The sequence below is a fragment of the Citrobacter youngae genome (genome assembly GCF_003818115.1).
Lineage (GTDB): Bacteria > Pseudomonadota > Gammaproteobacteria > Enterobacterales > Enterobacteriaceae > Citrobacter > Citrobacter youngae.
Genome location: NZ_RPOI01000010.1, coordinates 75,882 through 97,516 on the forward strand (window position 1 = coordinate 75,882; position 21,635 = coordinate 97,516).

Sequence of the window (21,635 nt, forward strand, 5' to 3'; positions counted from 1 at the left end):
TGTCTATACAAGTCACCGCAAGGATGATTTTAACAATTAAGATACATTTTTATTATATTGCGTCAGCAATCACGGTTTTCATGTCCTGTATCAGGACATAAACCGCCCTTGCAGGCGATAGCGGGAACCCGGGAACAGCAAACGGGCATGAGAGACAATAGAAGACGCAGACCAGGTCTTGCGGCGGATCAGCAGGCAGGGATCGTGTTCTTTGATATTCAGCAGCGCGCACTCTTCAGCGCTGGCACGTACCGCTTCAACAATATGCTCACCTTCCGTTAAAGGGGCTATCAGCGACAGGTAAGCATGCGGCGTAGTCTGGCTGTAATCCTGCGCCAGATACTCCGGCACAATTTCGGCATTCACGCAGCGATCTTCAATCTGTACCGGCAGATCGTTCTCGTAGTGCACCATGACAGAGTGAAAAATAGAGGTGCCTTCTTTGACGTTTAATACCAAAGCCTGCTGCGCGTTTGCCCGGGTTCTTTCCAGCGTCAGCACTTCGCACCGGTGCTGATGCTGACGGGCGTTGATTTCATCCGCGATGCTGCGAATTTCAAACAGCGCGGACTGACCTTTTGGCTCGGCGACAAACGTCCCCACGCCCTGCAAACGCACCAGTAAACCTTCATCCGTTAACTCACGCAGCGCCCGGTTGATGGTCATGCGGCTGAAACCATACTGCGCCACCAGCTCTGCCTCAGACGGAATGCGATCGTGAGGTTGCCAGATACCGCTGGCAATTTTTTCGCTGATCTCCTGTTTGACCTTTTCGTAAAAAGGAGCCGGAGCAGAACGGAATGGGAGCATGCGTGAGCCTTCCTTAAGCTGAAAATGTGAGTGGGTACAGTTTACAGGCATTACCCGAACCTGATAAGCGCTACGCCATCAGGTATGTCAGTGCCACCAGTGGGCGATTTGCCAGCCTAATCGCGCCGCAACCCGCGCAGCCCTGCCATCATCATCAAAACGCGGGTTAAACTCAACCATATCTACCGCCTGGAGTTTACCGCTGCGACAAAGAGGTTCAATCAGCCCCAACAACGTCGCCAGCGGGACACCCAACGCGGCAGGCGCGGATACGGCGGGCATTTCCCACACCGGCAGCACGTCGAGGTCGATTGTCAGATAGATGACATCCATGTTTGCAACAAATTGCGCCAGCTGCGCCTGCGCCGTATGACAGTGCAGATCTTCGACCACGGTAACCCCCAGCCGTTGCGCTTCATCCCACAGCGCCTGGGTGTTTGCCGCCCGGCTGACGCCAACGCAGGCGTAATGAAATTCACGCTGCTGTTGCTCACAGAGGTGCGCCAGTTGACGAAACGGCGTACCGGAAGTGGGTTGTTCGGCGTAGCGTAGGTCCAGGTGCGCATCGAGGTTAACAATCCCCACTTTTGCCTGCGGGAACGCGTCCAGCACACCTGCACCATGGGCATATGCGGTTTCGTGTCCGCCCCCCAGAACAAAGGTGCGCATATTTTCCTGCTGGCAACGCTGTACCGCATTGCGTAGCGCCTGCTGCGCGCCCTCAAGATCGGGGGCCTGCACCACAATATTGCCCAGATCCACCAGTCGATGATGCCCATCGTGGCTGGCTAAATTCGCCAGCGCCTTGCGCAGCACATCGGGCGCTCCGGCAGCTCCCGTGCGCCCCTGATTACGTTTAACACCTTCGTCGCAGGCAAACCCGAGCAACGCTATCTGCTCGCGATACATTTCTGGGCTAAACGTCGGGCTCTGGGTGATAGTCTGAAACAGGCGCAGCGCATTCGGCGATTCGGCCCGGTCATCACGTCCCTGCCACAGCGCAGGAGAAGCGGGTTGCCAGTTGGTCATGATGGTTGCCCTTTAAATACACGTTGATAGATTGGGTTGCGACCAGGTTCATAGAGAATTTCGACCGGGAGTTCGGCATCCCACACCACAAAGTCGGCCACAAACCCGGCTTTCAGTTGACCGTGAGTGGCATGACGCCCCAGCGCGCGGGCAGCATGACGGGTTACCCCCGCCCATGCCTCTTCCGGCGTTAAGCCAAACTGAACGCAGGCCATATTCATCGCCCAGTGCAGGCTGATAAACGGGCTGGTACCGGGGTTAAAATCTGTCGCTACCGCCATCGGTACCTGATATTGACGTAGCAACGCTACCGGTGGGCGCTGCTGCTCTTTGAGGAAATAGAATGCGCCGGGCAATAGCACACCGACCGTACCGCTTTGGCTCATTGCCGCCACGCCCGCTTCATCCAGATATTCAATGTGATCGGCGGATAGCCCGTGGTAGCGGCTTACCAACTGTGCGCCGCCAAGCAATGACAGTTGTTCGACATGGCCTTTAATCGGGATGCCCAGCGCCTGCGCGGCCTGAAAGACGCTTTCGCTCTGCGCCAGCGTAAAGCCCACGGTTTCACAGAACAGGTCAACGGTTTCAAATAAACCCTGTTCCCACAATTGCGGCAAAATCGTCTCGCAAACCAGCGTAATGTAGCTATCGGGATCATCGCGATACTGCGCCGGTGTGGCATGTGCAGCTAACAGCGTTGGGCTTATTTCGACGGTATTTTCTGCCGCCAGCGCAGCCACGACGCGTAAAATTTTCTCTTCTGTCGTCAAATCCAGGCCGTAGCCCGATTTGATTTCCAGCAACGTAACGCCTTCTTTGATCAACCGTTCCATTCGCCCCTGCGCCAGCTGTAAGAGCTGCTCATCCGTGGCGCTGCGCGTCGCCGACACGGTGGCATTAATCCCCCCACCCTGAGCGCTTATCTGCTGGTAGGAGACACCATTTAGTCGCTGCTCCCATTCACCTGCGCGGTTTCCGCCAAAGACGAGATGCGTATGGCAATCAATCAGGCCTGGCGTAATCAGCCTGCCCTGCATATCAAAAGTATTGTCATGTGTGAGATATAACGATGATTCCGGGACGATATCGCGAATCTTACCCTGGCGGACGATCAGCGCATGACCATCCACCAGCCCATACGGGGTATCACGTTCAGGATCCATGGTCGCCAGGCGGACATTACGCCAGATAGCATCATCAGGGAAAAATTGCTGCATTCGACTCACCACTTGTCATAGGTTGTATAGACATTTATTTTGCATCCTGTGGATGTTGTCAACCTGAAGGACCAAAATTGTTATCTAATTGTGATATAAGGACTCTCTACACCCGAGATTGCTGCTATAAAAAACAACTTTTTACCTTTTCGCCTTCCCGTTTCGCTCAACTTAGTATAAAAAAGCAGGCTTTAATGGATAACTTTCAAAGCCCGGAGCAACCTGTGAACATATCATCAGTTTCCCGTCTGGCGCTGGCAATGGCTTTTGGCGTGACGCTGACCGCCTGTAGCTCTACGCCGCCCGATCAAATTCCTTCCGATCAGACCGCGCCAGGAACGTCTATGCGCCCGATTCTGTCGGCCAATGAAGCGAAAAACTTCGTTGCTGCGCACTATTTTTCCGCGCTGACGCCAAACACTGCGCCGTGGAGCCCCTCTTCTATTACTTTGCCCGCGCAGCCTGACTTTGTCGTTGGCCCGGCAGGCACCCAGGGCGTGACGCATACCAGCATTCAGGCCGCGGTTGATGCGGCAATCATTAAACGTACCAACAAACGTCAGTACATCGCGATTATGCCAGGTGAGTATCAGGGCACGGTCTACATCCCGGCAGCAACGGGAAGCCTGACGCTGTACGGTATGGGCGAAAAACCGCTGGATGTGAAAATTGGCCAGGCTATTGATGGCGAAATGAGCACCGCGGACTGGCGTCGTACGGTGAACCCAGGCGGTAAATATATGCCGGGTAAACCTGCGTGGTATATGTATGATAATTGCCAGAACAAGCGCGGCACCAACATCGGCGTGATGTGTTCTGCTGTCGTCTGGTCGCAAAACAACGGTCTGCAATTGCAGAACCTGACCATCGAAAATAACCTCGGTGACAGCGTTGATGCAGGTAATCACCCGGCCGTTGCGCTGCGTACCGATGGCGATAAAGTGCAGATCGACAAGGTTAACATTCTGGGACGTCAGAACACCTTCTTCGTGACCAACAGCGGCGTACAAAACCGTCTGGAAAACGATCGTCAACCGCGAACTCTGGTAACCAACAGCTACATTGAAGGTGATGTGGATATCGTTTCTGGTCGTGGCGCAGTGGTGTTCGAGAACACCGATTTCCGTGTTGTGAATTCCCGTACGCAGCAGGAAGGTTACGTGTTCGCACCGGCTACTCTGTCAAACATCTACTACGGTTTCCTGGCGATTAATAGCCGCTTCACGGCAAGTGGCGATGGCGTGGCACAGTTAGGCCGATCACTGGATGTCGATTCCAACACTAACGGCCAGGTCGTTATCCGTGACAGCGTGATTAACGAAGGCTTTAACATGGCAAAACCATGGGCTGACAGCGTTATCGCAAAACGCCCGTTTGCCGGTAATACCGGTGCGGAAGATGACAAAGGTGAAATCCAGCGCAACCTGAACGACACCAACTTCAACCGCATGTGGGAATACAACAACCGCGGTATCGGTAGCAAAGTGGTTGCCGAGCCGAAGCAATAACAGCGAAAAGGGATGGCTTACCGCCATCCCTGAACATACCTATCTACTTATTGCACCAACACTGCCCGGTTGCTGTAAAGGCGGTTGAGTTCTTTTCTGCTGAGTCCGCGTTCTGAAGTCTTGCTTTGAGGTAAATCATCTGCGGGCTGTACATCGACAGTTTCTTTTGTTTTTGTTATGGATTTTTTATATTCTTTCACAAGACTGAACAGTTTTTGGGAATGGGTTTTAAGGTCTCCATCCTGCATCCGACTAATTTCAACTTCATCATAAGCATGAAAAAATGCCGTAACAAACCTATCGAAATTGTCTTCCAGATGTACTTTTGTCATGGCATTGAGATAGTCACCCTTCATTGCAGCATCATTATTCATTGCAATTCGATTTAACATCGCCGCCGCAGAATGAAAAAGACAGTTACCATCACCGTGTACCTGAACAGATTTCATTGATGATGGGCTAAAGCCATCATAATGTCCGTTTTTTAAAATAATGTGAATATCCTTGTTAGTTTCCAACTTCGTCCCTATATCTAATCCTCTATTTACCACTCCCTCGTTAAAGTCAACACGATTAATCAATCCATTACCAAGTCCATCTGCGCGCCAAACATGAAGACGACTGCCTTTACTTGCCAAATATGAGTAAAGAGCTAAAACAGCTATTTCGCCATCAATTTGTGAATGGAACTTCTTGAAATCAATCGCATCGAGAATTTTCGTCTTTAAATCTGATATTTCGCTTGTAATATCTACAACATCTTTAACTTGCTGAGGTTGGTTAACAGTATCTGCTGAGGTCAAAGTTCTATTTTGAGATTCAATATTTACAGTATCTCGATCACTTACTACTACACGTTCATTTTTTTGAGTCGCCGCCTCCTGAGCCACATCAGTGATACTACTTGCATTAACACCCCTATCAGAAGACGTTAACGCGATGTCAGGTTTAGTATTTCTTGATATTTTATAAGCAGCTTGCAATTTATTAGCAGAACTTTCTGTTGATGGCAATGTTGCAGACAACTCACCTAATATAGCATCCAGATCGGGTGCCACTTGCTTTTTCGGTACATTTGGATTGGGGATATCATCCAAATCCAACATTAGATTGAGTAAATCTGCATCTTGCGCTACACCAGTGGATATAGAATCTGAAGTCATAACCTGAGGAATATACTCCGCATTTTCAATGCGTCCTTCACTATGGCTGTAAACTTGCGAAAGAATAGCATTACCGCTATTAATACCAGCCGTTTGCAAAAAACCATCCTTAGTCATGCGAAAAGCGGTCCCTTCGGGTAAGCGCAAAATAAATTTATTAAAATGCCCTATGTTTATTATTTTTTCTTTTAAGGCACCCAGACTTTGCTTCTTGTTTAAGTACTCCTTATATTCAGAGCTATTTTCATCATTTGGCCTTCTGACATCTACTTGATTTACAATAATCTGTAGATCTGGATAAAAAAGCATACCCTCTGCTTTATTTTTGATGAATTCTGAAGAAACAGAATCCTGTGCTATATCTCGTTTTTTACCGACCTTCACATGCAACTCATGACTAACAACATTAAAAATATCAGTTTCTTTTCTATGTATTTCATTTACTCCATTTTTTATAGTGACCAGTTGAGCCGAACCATCACTATGCCTGATGATGTTGATAGCTTTGGGATTAACATTAAAGTTTTTAGCGTCAACGATATTAATATCCTGGCCAAAAGCACCTTTCACATATAATTTAAGAGCCTGCATAGTCACTTCATCTTTTATATCTGGAGTGATGATAGCTCTCGTAGCATGATCAATCATTTTTTCAACAAACAAGTTGTGATTGGATTTATATTGATCATCCTTATTTTTTTCTGAAGGTACAACTCGCCAGGTAGACATATCAATCGCAGGCTGAACATCTCCATTACTGGCATACTGAATAATAACATCCTTACCTTCCTTTTTATAAGCAAGGCTTAGTCCCGTATCGTTGACTGCAATATCATACAACCCTTCATTTGCGCCCGCATCAATATAAATTTTTTTAATTTTCTCCCAATGTTTTTCATACGCCTTGCTGTCATTTCTGATTTTATAAGATGCCCTAAGTAACGTCACATCTTTGGTATCCAACCGGGCGTAAGAAGGGCCGCTTTCATCATGATTAGCGATTGCACTGGTACGCAAAAAAGCGCCATCTGGGGCCGTATTTGCACGCATTAATTGCTCTTTCAATTCATTAAATTGCGTTACTAATGTCTGAGCATAATTCAATAATTGTGATTTATTTCCACTTTTGTTAATTTGTGCTAACAGTTCCTGGGCTTGTACAATCACCCGCTCTGGTTCTGCCCCAACATCCTGTGGACGTTGCTCACCCGTTTCGAGATTATTTACCACCGTATTTAATTGTTCAGCCAAAGACTGGGCCATCAATAAAGCATTCGGCATATTGTCTTCTTTAAGCCAATTCACCATTATTTTTACCTGGATTGCCAGTTCCTGTGCAATTTTAAGCACACTCTGTTGCCTACGCGAGTGTTTATCATGACCCTTTAATGCTACAAATTTTTCTTTAATTTCTTCTGGTCTTTTTGGTATTATCATGTGTAACGCATTCTGCGTTACAGGACGTAAATTATTTTCCAGTTTATTTATCCCTACTTTTTCCAAATGCGAAAGATAATAACTGAACCGACTGGTCATTTTTTTAGCTTCATGGGAATAAAGTTTAGCGAGGAATTTATCATTATCTGAAGCGGTTCCAGATTTGATCCGGTCCTGATAATCCTTGGACAGAGAACTGAATTTGTGAATATAAAATTCAAAGTAATACATTTTATCTTGTGCGCTGCTACCGGATATCATCTCAGTGATATTTTGGCGATAAGTTTTTACTAAAGCATCTCTTTCTTTTTTACCTTCATACTTAGATAAACGATCGATATAGCTTTGAGTAGTACTAGTGTTCGAAACGTTTTCATTCAGGCCAATAAATCGGATAGTATTTTCACTTCCGCTATTGATATGATTAACGGCAATCTCTAATGCCGCTCTTATCCTGGATAACTCTTTTAATTTATGCCGAATATCCTTTATCTCTTTACGCATTGATGACTTCCCGGCAGCCTCAAGCTTTATTTTATTAGACAGTAAGCCATTAATTTCCTGTTTTACTTGCTCGAGGTCTTTTGTGTATAAATGCGTTTTTTCCACTTCTAAAATCAATGGGTTATGGCTTAATAAATCAGCATAGTCATTTATAATTTCATTTTCATTTCCTGGACCAACCTTAAAAAGGTAATTGGTTATCATATCTTCGCATTTGGCTACATCTGCTTTATTCTCTCTAATAATGCGCAGCAGTGAAGATAATTCCTCACCTACCTTGTGTCTAAGAGGGTCATTAGTGGTAACTATTTTATTACTCTGATGATCCATTGAAAGTATATTTTTGCGATCTTTTGCTATTTCTTCAATAATGGGGAGATATTTACGCAACATCATTGGCGAGAAACGCCTGAGGCTCACACCATCCTTTACGCACTGAATAATAACCATCATTTCAACCCGCTCAGATGCGGATAGCGCTTGCAAATCATGTCGTCCATACAAATATTCAAGGATACCGCGTTCTTCTTTGACAAGATCATTTAGACTGCGAGGAACTATGTTGCCTAAAGATCCTCGTATTTTATCTGCAGAATGAATTTGTGCAAACATCAAATCAGAGTGCAAAAAAGGTATGTGATGCTCTCTGGCAACATATTCGATGAAACGCCCCTCATTCTCTGTCCATACAGAGGCTGCTTGTAAAAGAATCATCCTGCTTGCATCATTCATATTCCCTTTGCGATCAATATGGAGTGTCTTGAGATCTCTATCAGCCAGAACACGAATGATATAATCTTGTAGCATTCTTACGGCTGCCGTACCGTATTGCCTTTCCATTTCAAAATAAATAGTAATCATGCCCTCCCGTACACTGCGTAAAGCGGCTTGAGCGGCATCATTTATACTCTGGGCTTTGTCTGCGTCTTTTCTTGCCTTTATTGCATAGGCCTTTTCTTTGTCAGTAGCATCACTCTTTTTAGCCGCGTCTTCAGCCTTGACAGCCATTTTTTCGGCCTTCTGAAGGTTACGGGCAGCATGATCAGCGCTTTCCTTTCTTTTGTTTAACCTATTATCGATGTCATTTAAAGAAGGTGAAACCGTATCGCTAGCGCTAAATTTATTATATTTCCCTTTTCCATCATCAATATACATAGGAAAATCACGATCGGTATTCAGCGTTCGCCGACCAATAATATCATTGAGTGGTATTATCGTTTCCTGTTTTACCTCCGCTAGATTTCCACGCCCCCCCTGACTCTCATCGATAAATAAAATAAGTTCACCACCCTTAGCCATTGTTCCCTCATACTTATTGGCATTAGTGGATTTTTCAGGGGTAGTAGCCAGAATATGGTTCCATGGAATAAATTTATTCTCACCTTTTGGAGAAGAGGGGAATGTAATTCCGTTAACGTCTACTGTATATAAAGTGTTATTATATTTATTCTTTGCTTCTGAAAGTATAGTGATAATCTCTTTTTTCGTCAATGTTCTGGCTATAACGTCTTCCTTGCCTCGTTTAGCTATGCAAAACTCAACCTGACCAATTGAATCAAAAGAGGGCTTAACTATTACATTTTGGCCATTAACAGACATTTGTACCTCGCATCCAGCGTATAACGGAAGAATGCGATTACCACGAGTGTTTATAACTCCATTATTATTTTTAATTTCATTAATAAATTCTTTGTTAGTTTTATTTTCTAATTTTGCATGTTCAATTTTTCCTTTGTTACTTTGATGACGTTGAACCTGAATCGATTTATGATGATGTTTGTGATGGACATTCGCTTTATCTAATTCATGGTAATTATTAATTTTGCAGATCCCATCAGATACATTTATCTTTTTATCTGACTGTTTTACTGACTGGAGATTATCAGCAAGATGCCCCCTTCTCTCCACTGGCGGTCTTTTTTTTACAATGTTTTTATCTGCTAATTTATCACAAATAGATCTACTTGCAACACTGAAACTTAAATCAGACATATATATACCCCATATAGGAAAGAAAATATTTTTCACATTGAGAAAATTAATAATTAACACCGCTAATATTATAAAAACAAATAACAATTACATTCGCAAAATTAATGTAAAAATAACTCTGCGGGATTATTAATACTATAAAAGCACATTAAAAGATTATAAAAAATGCTCCAATTTTTGGTAGAAAAGCATTTTTTTCAAAAACAGGCGCTGGTATTCAGCGCTAAAGAAAAAGAGGTACAGGCCGTCAACAAAAACGCGAGTACAACTGACTATAGAAGGGGATCAAACAGACAGAAACAGCAAAAGCATTCGCAATCAATCTTACAGATAGCGACGCCCGCTAACGGGCGTCGCTATTGTTAGTACGCGTTAATCACCACCCACATCGGACCTTGCCCTACCGCGTAGCGACCTTTCTCCGTCAACAGGCCTTGTTCACCTGCAATCTCATACACCGCGATATGGTGCGATTTTTGCCCGGCGGCGATCAGGTATTTCCCACTGTGGTCGATATTAAAACCGCGCGGCTGGGTTTCGGTCGGCTGGAAGCCTTCTTTCGTCAGCACACTCCCATCTTCTGAGACGCTAAACACCGTAATCAGGCTGGCGGTACGGTCACAGGCATACAGATGACGGCCATCTGGCGTAATATGGATATCTGCCGCCCAGCGGGTATCAGAGAAATCAGCAGGCATCATATCCAGCGTCTGCACACACTCAATTTTGCCATACGGATCTTTCAGTTCCCAGACGTCAACGGAGCTGTTCAACTCATTCACGCAGTAGGCATATTGCTGATTCGGATGGAATGCCATATGGCGCGGGCCTGCGCCTTCAACGGTAGTCACTTCCGCCGGCTCCTGCGCGACCAGATGACCATCATCGCTGACGTCAAACAGGCAGATACGATCCTGTTTCAACGCCGGAACCCACAGGGTACGGTTATCTGGTGAGATGTTGGCCGAGTGGCAGCCGTCCAGACCTTCAACCACGTCAACCAGCTCTACCGGCAGGCCATCATCCAGACGGGTAACGCTCACGCTGCCCGCGTTATAAGAGCCAACAAACACAAAACGCCCCTGATGATCGGTAGAAATATGGGTCGGGCTCCCCGGCAGCGCAGACTCTGCCGCGAAGGTCAGCGCACCGTCATCAGGCGCAATACGGTAAGCCAGCACGCGAAACTCCGGGCGCACGCCAACATAGAGATAGCGCTTATCCGGGCTGACGACCATCGGCTGTACCTGACCCGGCACATCAACCACCTGTGTCAGCGTCAGAGCCCCCTCGTGATTCAGGCTCCAGACGTGAATTTGCTGACTCTCAGGGCTGGCGGTATAAACGGTTTGCTTCATGAAAACTCCTTTGCTTTTGGCAGGTGGCTGCAATTGCCTGACACACGCCTAAGGTAGACGCTTTTAACGGTGAATGCTTAATTAAGGCTCAGAATTTTGTCCGGCTCCCGTCTCGGTGTACCATTCCAGCAGACAAAATTCTCAACCTTAATCTGGAAAAACCTATGACCGCACGCGTGATTGCCCTGGATTTAGACGGTACCCTGTTGACCCCGAAAAAAACCTTGTTGCCCTCCTCTCTCGAAGCGCTCTCGCGCGCCAGAGAAGCAGGCTACCAACTTATCATTGTCACGGGTCGCCATCACGTTGCTATTCATCCTTTTTATCAGGCACTGGCGCTGGATACACCTGCAATTTGCTGCAACGGTACCTACTTGTATGATTATCAGGCGAAAAAGGTGCTGGAATCCGATCCCCTCCCGGTTAACCAGGCGTTGCAACTGATCGATATGCTGAATGAACATCAGATCCACGGGCTGATGTATGTGGATGAGGCCATGCTGTATGAGCGCCCGACCGGGCATGTGGTACGTACCGCTAACTGGGCGCAAACCCTGCCGCCGGAACAGCGCCCGACCTTCACCCAGGTACCTTCGCTGGCGCAGGCGGCGCATGACGTTAACGCCGTGTGGAAATTTGCCCTGACTGACGAAGATATTCCAAAGCTGCAGCAGTTTGGTAAACATGTTGAACAGCAACTGGGGCTGGAGTGTGAGTGGTCCTGGCATGATCAGGTTGACGTGGCCCGTAAAGGCAACAGCAAAGGACGACGCCTTGCCCAGTGGATTGAAGCCCAGGGCGGATCAATGGAAAACGTGATCGCTTTTGGCGATAACTTCAACGATATCAGTATGCTGGAAGCCGCAGGTACCGGCGTGGCGATGGGCAATGCCGATGATGCAGTCAAAGCCCGCGCCAACATCGTGATTGGTGACAACACCACCGACAGCATCGCGAAATTTATCTATTCCCACCTGTTGTAATCAGGCAGTAATCGACACGCTCTTAATTTGGGCGTACAGCCACAGGCCAGGCTTGATACCCAGTTCATCCCTGGCCCATGGGCTAATTCTCGCCCACAGCGTTTTCCCGCCGACCTCAAGCTGTACTTCCACCTGACCGTTATCGTCATAGCACTGCGCGACTTTCGCCCGCAGCACGTTACGAATACTGGTCTGCTGCGGCGGTTGGAGCACCAGTGAAACATCTGATGCCTGAATACGAATACGCAGCGCGGTTTGCAGTGGTTGATCCAGCTTATTGACCCACAGATGCTGATCGCCGAGCGCCAGCGCGGTCATCGCATAGTGTGGATGATGTTCCAGTACGCTGACTTTCAGAATGCTGCTTTGCTGTTCCTTCGGCAGCCAGGGGTGCATCACGCTGCTGCCCCAGACGTCCTCCAGCGAACCAAACGCTTTCACCTGCCCGTTTTCCAGCACCATCACTTTGTCCGCCAGGTGCAAAATTTCATCAAGCGAGTGACTGACATACAGCATCGGAATATTAATTTCACGCGCCAGGCGTTGCAGGTAAGGCAGCAGTTCGCGCTTACGCGGAATGTCCAGCGAGGCGAGCGGCTCATCAAGCAACAGCAACTCCGGTGCAGTAAGCAGCGCCCGACCGATGGCGACACGTTGTTTTTCACCGCCAGAAAGACCGCCTGGCAGACGGTCAAGCAGGGGTTCAATGCCCAACAACGCCACCAGCTTATCAAACTGTCCGGCCATGCTTTTCGCCATTCCGTAACGCAGGTTGCCGCGCACTTTATAGTGCGGGAACAGGCGCGCATCCTGGAAAACATAGCCCACCCGGCGTTTTTCCGGCGTTAAACAGATACCGTTCTCGACGTCGTTTAAGACCCGACCGTTGAGCACGATGCGCCCGGATTGCGGCTTTGTCAGGCCGCTGATGGCGTTAATCAGTGAGGTTTTCCCCGCGCCGGAAACGCCAAAAATCGCGGTGATGCCGCTGGCTGGCAGCGTTTCGTTGAGCGTCAGACAGTGGGTTCCCAGCGTCTGGGAGAAATTAAGTTCCAGCATGATTATCGCCCCGTCCGCTCACGGCTAATTCGCGCCAGCCACTCAGAAATGAGCAGCGAAATCAGCGCCAGCACGATAGAAATAATGCATAACCTTGCCGCCGCGCTTTCGCCACCAGGCGTCTGGATGAGGGTGTACATCGCCGAAGGAATGGTGCGCGTTTCGCCTGGGATATTAGAAACAAAAGTAATGGTTGCGCCGAATTCCCCGAGTGAACGCGCGAACGCCAGCACCGTACCGACAATAATACCGGGCAGCATCAGCGGTAAGGTAATGGTCATGAATACGCGCCGCCCCATAGCCACCAGCAACAGGTACCCCACCACAACCGGAGGCAGTACCAGCGGCAAGTGCAGTACGCTGTCGAGCAACGCTTTGCCTGGGAACTTACAGCGTACCAGTAGCCAGGCAAAGAAGATCCCAAACGGCAGGCTAAACAACACGGCCAGGGAAGAAACTTTCAGGCTCAGTAAGACGGCCTGCCATTCAGGATCGGTCAGTATCATTACTTGGTCGTAAATCCATAACGTTTGAAGATTTCAGAAGCCTGCGGTCCTTTCAGGTAATCATAGAACGCGCTGACCGTTGCGTTGGAGTGGCCATCAACAACCGCGATAGGGTATTCCACTTTTTTATGTGAGTCTTCCGGGAAGGTCGCCACAACTTTTACGCCTTTGCTGGCGACGGCATCAGAACCATAGACAATGCCCAGCGGGGCTTCGTTGCGTTCAACCAGCGCCAATGCGCCACGAACATCTTCAGCCGGAGCCAGTTTCGGTGCCAGGGTATCCCATGCTCCCAGTTTTTGCAGCGCCTCTTTGGCATAAATGCCCGCCGGAACATGCTCCGGATCGCCAACGGCCAGACGTCCACCGTTCAACAAACTGGTCCAGTTGGTTTTGCTGTCGATAGTGAAGTCTTTCTGTGCACTGGCTTTCGGCGCGACAACGACCAGGCTGTTACCGAGCAGCGTTTTGCGCGTTGCGGTATCGATAGACTTTTTGTCTACCGCGTAATCCATCCACTTTTGATCGGCAGAAATAAACAGATCGGCCGGTGCGCCTGCTTCAATCTGGCGCGCCAGCGTGGAAGAAGAAGCAAAAGAAGAAACGACATCAACGTTCTTCTCTTTTTTATATTCTGCGGCAATATCCTGCATCGCGTTCGTTAACGACGCCGCTGCAAACACTGTGATTTTACCTTCATCCGCCAGTGCATGTCCGGCAACAGAAAGAGAAAGTGTTGCCCCTGCAAACAAGCGTAACCATGTACGTGCCATCTGTAACTCCTTTGAGTTTCGTTATGTAGGCGCAAATATAACGAGTAAATCAGGATTTTCCCAGCGGTTATTACTACCAATTAGAGGTTACACAAAGAAAATATCGGCAGGGAAAGCAGGATCTTGAGGAACTAACGCAGTTGGATAATGAGCAATAAAAAACGCCCGGCTAAGCGGGCGTTCGGGGAATCAATGGTTCTGTCTGGATTGGTCTTTCTGACCGATACCGGAAAAAATGTTGAACACTTCACCCAGTCCGTAAATCAGTCCCAGAATGATGTCCATTACCACAGGTACCATGATTACGGCGAATACCAGACTTTTCAATAACTCTAACATGGTCAACTCCAGATATAGTCCTTAGTTGTATTCTAACCACATAACACAGAAAAGCACTCCCCTTTTGTGCGGTCGGCTTTGCTCAGGCGCGGTTTTCCGTCACAATACCCTTTTTTGCCAGGAGCTTGTTATGCAGGCCGAAATCCTACTTACACTGAAACTTCAGCAAAAACTGTTTGCCGATCCCCGCCGCATTTCTCTGCTTAAGCACATTGCGCTTTCCGGCTCCATCAGTCAGGGCGCGAAGGATGCAGGTATCAGTTATAAAAGCGCCTGGGACGCGATTAACGAAATGAACCAGCTTAGTGAGCAGACGCTGGTAGAGCGCGCCACCGGAGGCAAAGGCGGCGGCGGTGCAGTGTTAACCCGCTACGGCCAGCGCCTGATTCAGTTGTACGACCTGCTGGCGCAAATTCAGCAAAAAGCCTTCGATGTCCTCAGCGATGACGATGCGGTTCCACTTAATAGTCTGCTGGCGGCCATCTCTCGTTTTTCACTGCAAACCAGCGCTCGTAACCAGTGGTTTGGCACAATAACCGCGCGCGACCACGACCAGGTTCAGCAGCATGTTGACGTCCTGCTGGCTGATGGCGCAACCCGGCTGAAAGTCGCGATTACCGCGCAGAGCGGTGAACGTCTGGGGCTTAATGAAGGCAAGGAAGTCTTGATCCTGTTGAAAGCGCCGTGGGTCGGAATTACCCAGGATGACGCTATCGCTCAGGCCGCCGATAACCAATTGCAAGGCACCATCAGCCATATCGAACGCGGCTCGGAACAGTGCGAGGTATTGATGACGCTACCAGACGGTCAGACGCTGTGTGCGACCATTCCGACAGAAAATACCGCGACGCTGCACGAAGGCGCGAATGTCACGGCCTATTTCAACGCAGACAGAGTGATTATCGCAACGCTGTGCTGAGTGATTGACATCGGCCTGAAGAACACGTATCCCTGTTATTAATCGCTGCAGATAATGGGATACAAAATGTCATCGTTGCAAATTTCGCAAGGCACGTTTCGTCTGAGTGATACCAAAACGCTTCAGTTGAATTCGTTGACGTTAAACGCGGGTGATAGCTGGGCGTTTGTGGGGTCTAACGGCAGCGGAAAATCCGCACTGGCGCGTGCGCTCGCCGGAGAATTACCGTTACTAAAAGGCGAACGCCGCAGCCAGTTCACGCGTATAACCCGTCTCTCCTTTGAGCAGCTACAAAAGCTGGTCAGCGACGAATGGCAGCGTAACAACACCGATCTTCTGAGCCCAGGTGAAGACGATACCGGGCGCACTACTGCGGAAATTATTCAGGATGAAGTCAGCGATCCTGCTCGCTGTGCCGCCCTGGCACAGCAGTTTGGTATTACCTCACTTCTCAGCAGACGTTTCAAATACCTTTCCACCGGCGAAACGCGGAAAACTCTGCTCTGTCAGGCACTGATGTCTGAACCCGATTTGCTGATCCTTGATGAACCGTTTGACGGACTGGATGTGGCTTCACGTTGCCAGTTGGCAGAGCTGCTCGCAGCGTTACATCAGGCCGGTTTTACGTTAGTGCTGGTGTTAAACCGCTTTGATGAGATCCCCAATTTTGTGCAATTTGCTGGCGTACTCGCCGATTGCACATTGACAGAAACTGGTGAAAAAACGGGTCTTCTGCAACAAGCGTTAATCGCCCAACTAGCCCATAGTGAACGACTTGATGGTATTACCCTGCCCGAACCGGATGAGCCTTCCGTACGTCGCATATTGTCTGAGAACGAACCGCGGATTATGCTCAACGACGGGGTCGTTTCCTATAATGATCGCCCGATTCTTCATCATCTGAGCTGGCGGGTAAACCCAGGGGAACACTGGCAGATTGTCGGTCCAAACGGTGCGGGAAAATCAACGCTGCTCAGTTTAATCACCGGCGATCATCCGCAGGGCTATAGTAATGATTTGACGCTGTTTGGCCGTCGTCGGGGTAGCGGTGAAACTATCTGGGATATCAAAAAACACATCGGTTACGTCAGCAGCAGCCTGCATCTGGATTACCGGGTAAGCACTACGGTGCGCAACGTCATTCTCTCAGGCTACTTCGATTCCATCGGTATTTATCAGGCCGTATCAGACAGACAACACAAGCTGGTACAACAGTGGCTGGATATTCTGGGAATGGATAAACGCACTGCAGACGCCCCTTTCCACAGCCTTTCCTGGGGACAACAGCGGCTGGCGCTGATTGTGCGCGCGCTGGTTAAACACCCTACGCTATTGATCCTTGATGAACCCTTGCAGGGGCTGGATCCGCTAAACCGCCAGTTGATCCGCCGCTTCGTTGATGTTCTGATCGGTGAAGGTGAAACCCAACTGCTGTTTGTTTCTCACCATGCTGAAGATGCACCCGCCTGCATTACCCACCGACTGGAGTTTGTGCCCGAAGGCGATATCTACGCCTATCAACAAACATCACTGCGTTAATTTTCATGCCTGGGCGCGCTAATGCGCCCTTTTTTAAGCCTGATTTTTCAGATAAAAGCTGCAATCATTGAATAACACAATGATTTAAAATCAAAAAATGCAATTCAGACGTTGAGAATCGGCATGTGTAAACGATTCCACTAATTTATTCCATGTCACACTTTTCACAACTTTGTTATGCTATCTTCATTACATGATATAGGCATAACGGAGCGAATTATGAGAGTATTGGTTACAGGTGGTAGCGGTTACATTGGAAGCCACACTTGTGTGCAGTTGCTTAAGAATGGCCACGACGTCGTGATCCTTGATAACCTTTGCAACAGTAAGCGCAGCGTACTGCCCGTTATTGAGCGTTTAGGTGGAAAACATCCGACATTCGTCGAAGGTGATATCCGTAACGAAGCGCTGATCACCGAAATCCTCCACGATCATGCCATCGATACGGTCATCCACTTTGCCGGTCTGAAGGCCGTCGGCGAATCCGTTGCTAAACCGCTGGAGTACTATGACAACAACGTCAACGGCACTCTGCGTCTGGTCAATGCGATGCGCGCCGCCAACGTGAAAAACTTCATATTCAGCTCCTCCGCCACAGTCTATGGCGATCAGCCGCAAATTCCTTACGTTGAAAGCTTCCCGACCGGTACACCACAAAGTCCGTACGGCAAAAGTAAGCTGATGGTGGAACAGATCCTGACCGATCTGCAAAAAGCACAACCTGAGTGGAGCATCGCGTTGTTACGCTATTTCAATCCGGTTGGCGCACATCCGTCAGGAGACATGGGCGAAGACCCGCAGGGCATCCCTAACAATCTGATGCCTTACATCGCGCAGGTTGCCGTGGGCCGCCGTGAGTCTCTGGCCATATTTGGTAATGACTACCCGACCGAAGACGGTACCGGCGTTCGCGATTACATCCACGTAATGGATCTTGCCGACGGGCACGTTGTCGCAATGGAAAAACTGGCGGGCAAACAGGGTGTGCATATTTACAACCTTGGCGCTGGCGTTGGTAGTAGTGTACTGGATGTGGTCAACGCCTTCAGCAAAGCCTGCGGTAAGCCAGTGAACTACCATTTTGCTCCGCGCCGCGACGGCGATCTGCCTGCCTACTGGGCCGATGCCAGCAAAGCAGACCGCGAACTTAACTGGCGCGTGACGCGTACACTGGATGAAATGGCACAAGATACCTGGCACTGGCAATCACGCCATCCACAGGGATATTCGGATTAAGGACCAATCATGACGCAATTCAATCCTGTCGATCATCCACATCGCCGTTTTAACCCGCTCACCGGGCAGTGGATCCTCGTTTCACCGCATCGCGCCAAACGCCCCTGGCAGGGGGCGCAGGAAACTCCGTCTAAGCAGGTACTGCCCGCGCATGATCCGGACTGCTTCCTGTGCGCGGGCAATACGCGCGTTACCGGTGACAAAAACCCGGATTACACCGGGACCTATGTCTTCACTAATGACTTTGCGGCTCTCATGTCTGATACCCCGGACGCGCTCGACAGCCACGACCCACTAATGCGTTGCCAGAGCGCACGCGGTACCAGCCGCGTGATCTGCTTCTCGCCCGATCACAGTAAAACGCTGCCAGAGCTCAGCGTCCCTGCGCTGACAGAAATTGTACAGACGTGGCAGGAACAAACCGCAGAGTTAGGCAAAACCTATCCCTGGGTGCAGGTATTTGAAAATAAAGGCGCGGCGATGGGCTGCTCGAACCCGCACCCCCACGGACAAATTTGGGCCAACAGTTTCCTGCCCAACGAAGCCGAACGTGAAGATCGCCTACAGAAAGCGTACTTCACTGAACAGGGCACGCCAATGCTCGTTGATTACGTCCAGCGCGAACTGGCGGACGGCAGCCGTACGGTCGTAGAAACCGAGCACTGGCTGGCGGTTGTCCCTTACTGGGCTGCATGGCCGTTCGAAACGCTGCTGCTGCCGAAAGCGCATGTTCTGCGTATTACTGATTTGACCGACGAACAGCGTGCTGACCTGGCGCTGGCGTTGAAAAAACTGACCAGTCGTTATGACAACCTGTTCCAGTGCTCTTTCCCCTACTCTATGGGCTGGCACGGCGCGCCGTTTAACGGCGAAGAGAATGGTCACTGGCAGTTGCACGCACACTTTTACCCGCCGCTGCTGCGTTCCGCGACCGTGCGTAAATTTATGGTCGGTTATGAAATGCTGGCGGAAACTCAGCGTGACCTGACGGCAGAACAAGCGGCTGAGCGACTGCGTGCGGTCAGCGACATCCATTTTCGCGAATCCGGAGTTTAAATAATGAGTCTGAAAGAAAAAACACAATCTCTGTTTGCAGAAACGTTTGGCTACCCTGCCACCCATACCATTCAGGCTCCGGGTCGCGTAAACCTGATAGGCGAACACACCGATTATAACGACGGCTTCGTTCTGCCCTGCGCCATCGACTATCAAACCGTCATCAGTTGTGCGCCGCGCAACGATCGAATAGTTCGCGTGATCGCCGCTGATTACGACAATCAGATTGATGAGTTCTCCCTCGATGCGCCGATTATCGCCCACGATAGCCAGCAATGGTCGAACTACGTGCGTGGCGTGGTGAAGCATCTACAAAAACGCAGTAATGCCTTTGGCGGCGCGGATCTGGTGATCAGCGGTAATGTCCCGCAAGGCGCGGGCTTAAGCTCTTCCGCCTCGCTGGAAGTGGCTGTGGGCACCGTGTTCCAGCAGCTCTATCACCTGCCGCTCGACGGCGCGCAGATCGCCCTGAACGGCCAGGAAGCGGAAAACCAGTTTGTCGGCTGTAACTGCGGCATTATGGACCAGCTCATCTCCGCGCTGGGCAAGAAAGATCATGCGCTGCTGATCGACTGCCGTACGCTGGGCACCAAAGCCGTTTCCATGCCGGAAGGTGTGGCGGTGGTGATCATCAACAGTAACTTTAAACGTACGCTGGTTGGCAGTGAGTACAACACCCGTCGCGAACAGTGTGAAACCGGCGCACGTTTCTTCCAGCAGCCAGCGCTGCGTGATGTCAGCCTTGAAGCGTTTAACGCCGTCGCCCATGAGCTGGATCCGATTGTCGCCAAACGCGTCCGCCACGTCATCACAGAAAATGCGCGTACCGTTGAAGCAGCACAGGCGCTGGAAAAAGGCGATCTGCTACGCATGGGTCAATTGATGGCGGAATCTCACGCTTCAATGCGCGATGACTTTGAAATTACCGTGCCGCAAATTGATACGCTGGTAGAGATTGTCAAAGCGACCATCGGCGATAAAGGCGGTGTACGCATGACCGGTGGCGGCTTCGGCGGCTGCATCGTGGCGCTGATCCCACAAGATTTGGTGCCTGCCGTGAAGCAGGCTGTCGCCGGGCAGTACGAAGCAAAAACCGGTATCAAAGAAACATTCTACGTCTGCAAACCCTCACAAGGAGCCGGACAATGTTAAACGAAATCCCCGTGCAGGCTCCGGACGGTCAGCCGTTTCGCCTGCTCACCCTGCGCAATGACGCAGGGATGGTGGTCACGCTGATGGACTGGGGCGCAACCCTGCTGTCTGCCCGTATTCCGCTCAGCGATGGTAGCGTGCGCGAAGCATTACTCGGTTGCGCCAGCCCGGAACAATACCCACAACAGGCCGCATTTTTGGGGGCTTCGATTGGTCGCTACGCTAACCGTATCGCCAACAGCCGCTATACTTTTGCCGGCGAAACAGTTGAATTAATACCAAGCCAGGGCGACAACCAGCTGCACGGCGGGCCGGACGGTTTCGACAAACGTCGCTGGCAGATAGTCAATCAGAATGACCGTCAGGTGCTGTTCGCCTTAACGTCTGACGATGGCGATCAGGGCTTTCCGGGTCACCTCTGCGCCACCGCGCAATATCGCCTGACCGATGATAACCGTATTTCGATTACCTACCGTGCGACAGTGGATAAGCCCTGTCCGGTGAATCTGACGAATCACGTTTATTTCAACCTCGACGGCGACAAAACGGATGTCCGCCAGCACAAGCTGCAGATTCTGGCCGATACGTACCTGCCGGTTGATGAAATGGGTATCCCGCATGACGGACTGAAACCCGTGGCGGGCACCTCGTTCGATTTCCGTGCACCTAAACGCATCGACAGCGAATTTTTGGCCGATGACGATCAGCGCAAGGTGAAAGGTTACGATCACGCTTTCTTGTTACAGACGCAAGGCGATGCCCGCAAACCGGTCGCCATGGTCTGGTCCCAGGATGAAAAACTGCAAATGGAGGTCTACACCTCTGCCCCGGCGTTGCAGTTCTATTCCGGTAACTTCCTCGGCGGCACACCATCCCGTGGGCCTGACGCCTACGAAGACTGGCAGGGACTGGCGCTGGAAAGTGAGTTTCTGCCTGACAGCCCAAATCATCCGGAATGGCCGCAGCCAGACTGCTTCCTGCGACCGGGCGAAGAATACGCCAGCGTGACGGAATACCGGTTTATTCCTGCCTGATAGTTAACCGTGACGAGC

Annotated in this window: 17 protein-coding genes; 8 read left to right on the forward strand and 9 right to left on the reverse strand. The window is 49.8% G+C overall.

Translation table 11 applies throughout. The features are described 5' to 3' along the window. Positions 1–90: 90 nt before the first annotated feature. The 3 genes from EHN13_RS09105 to hutI form a co-directional block, all read right to left on the reverse strand. Positions 91–810 (reverse strand): histidine utilization repressor, encoded by a 720-nt coding sequence (locus tag EHN13_RS09105; protein ID WP_124021271.1) that lies wholly within the window; start codon positions 808–810, stop codon positions 91–93. Between the two features lie 87 nt (positions 811–897). Then, a complete protein-coding gene (gene hutG / locus EHN13_RS09110; protein ID WP_124021272.1) occupies positions 898–1,839 on the reverse strand; it encodes a formimidoylglutamase in 942 nt (313 codons plus the stop codon). Continuing rightward, on the reverse strand, positions 1,836–3,059 hold the full coding sequence (gene hutI, locus EHN13_RS09115; protein WP_124021273.1) for an imidazolonepropionase: 1,224 nt from the start codon (positions 3,057–3,059) through the stop codon (positions 1,836–1,838). Before hutI ends, hutG begins: the two co-directional genes overlap by 4 nt. 224 nt (positions 3,060–3,283) lie before the next feature. Between hutI and EHN13_RS09120 the strand changes: the two genes are divergently transcribed. Beyond that, complete coding sequence (locus EHN13_RS09120) at positions 3,284–4,567, forward strand: putative acyl-CoA thioester hydrolase (protein WP_124021274.1); 1,284 nt, start codon at positions 3,284–3,286, stop codon at positions 4,565–4,567. 47 nt (positions 4,568–4,614) lie between these two features. Here the strand turns inward: EHN13_RS09120 and EHN13_RS09125 are convergent, their stop codons facing one another. After that, positions 4,615–9,663 (reverse strand): OTU domain-containing protein, encoded by a 5,049-nt coding sequence (locus EHN13_RS09125; RefSeq protein WP_124021275.1) that lies wholly within the window; start codon positions 9,661–9,663, stop codon positions 4,615–4,617. Positions 9,664–10,025: 362 nt separating this feature from the next. Then, positions 10,026–11,021, reverse strand: coding sequence for a 6-phosphogluconolactonase (pgl, locus tag EHN13_RS09130; protein WP_101741880.1), 996 nt, complete (start codon positions 11,019–11,021; stop codon positions 10,026–10,028). A gap of 164 nt (positions 11,022–11,185) precedes the next feature. On the opposite strand from pgl, the gene EHN13_RS09135 reads away from it, so the two are divergent. After that, positions 11,186–12,004 (forward strand): pyridoxal phosphatase, encoded by an 819-nt coding sequence (locus EHN13_RS09135; protein WP_061067554.1) that lies wholly within the window; start codon positions 11,186–11,188, stop codon positions 12,002–12,004. On the opposite strand, the gene modC is transcribed toward EHN13_RS09135, so the two are convergent. From modC to EHN13_RS09155, 4 genes are all read right to left on the reverse strand, one after another. Then, complete coding sequence (gene modC / locus EHN13_RS09140; RefSeq protein ID WP_124021276.1) at positions 12,005–13,063, reverse strand: molybdenum ABC transporter ATP-binding protein ModC; 1,059 nt, start codon at positions 13,061–13,063, stop codon at positions 12,005–12,007. Positions 13,064–13,065: 2 nt separating this feature from the next. Further along, a complete protein-coding gene (locus tag EHN13_RS09145) occupies positions 13,066–13,569 on the reverse strand; it encodes an ABC transporter permease (protein WP_124021277.1) in 504 nt (167 codons plus the stop codon). Continuing rightward, complete coding sequence (modA, locus tag EHN13_RS09150) at positions 13,569–14,342, reverse strand: molybdate ABC transporter substrate-binding protein (RefSeq protein WP_048212228.1); 774 nt, start codon at positions 14,340–14,342, stop codon at positions 13,569–13,571. The genes EHN13_RS09145 and modA overlap by 1 nt, the downstream gene beginning before the upstream one ends. Before the next feature lie 189 nt (positions 14,343–14,531). Continuing rightward, on the reverse strand, positions 14,532–14,681 hold the full coding sequence (locus tag EHN13_RS09155) for an AcrZ family multidrug efflux pump-associated protein (RefSeq protein WP_124021278.1): 150 nt from the start codon (positions 14,679–14,681) through the stop codon (positions 14,532–14,534). A gap of 130 nt (positions 14,682–14,811) precedes the next feature. Between EHN13_RS09155 and modE the strand changes: the two genes are divergently transcribed. The 6 genes from modE (at position 14,812) to galM (ending at position 21,617) form a co-directional block, all read left to right on the forward strand. After that, on the forward strand, positions 14,812–15,600 hold the full coding sequence (gene modE / locus EHN13_RS09160; protein WP_124021279.1) for a molybdenum-dependent transcriptional regulator: 789 nt from the start codon (positions 14,812–14,814) through the stop codon (positions 15,598–15,600). 66 nt (positions 15,601–15,666) lie between these two features. After that, a complete protein-coding gene (gene modF, locus EHN13_RS09165; protein ID WP_124021280.1) occupies positions 15,667–17,139 on the forward strand; it encodes a molybdate ABC transporter ATP-binding protein ModF in 1,473 nt (490 codons plus the stop codon). Between the two features lie 219 nt (positions 17,140–17,358). Continuing rightward, complete coding sequence (gene galE, locus EHN13_RS09170) at positions 17,359–18,375, forward strand: UDP-glucose 4-epimerase GalE (protein WP_040232497.1); 1,017 nt, start codon at positions 17,359–17,361, stop codon at positions 18,373–18,375. 9 nt (positions 18,376–18,384) lie between these two features. Next, entirely contained in the window at positions 18,385–19,431 is a 1,047-nt protein-coding gene (gene galT / locus EHN13_RS09175; RefSeq protein ID WP_101741883.1) for a galactose-1-phosphate uridylyltransferase, read from the forward strand. 3 nt (positions 19,432–19,434) lie between these two features. Next, entirely contained in the window at positions 19,435–20,583 is a 1,149-nt protein-coding gene (galK, locus tag EHN13_RS09180; protein WP_124021281.1) for a galactokinase, read from the forward strand. After that, a complete protein-coding gene (gene galM, locus EHN13_RS09185; protein ID WP_124021282.1) occupies positions 20,577–21,617 on the forward strand; it encodes a galactose-1-epimerase in 1,041 nt (346 codons plus the stop codon). The genes galK and galM overlap by 7 nt, the downstream gene beginning before the upstream one ends. Positions 21,618–21,635 lie beyond the last annotated feature (18 nt).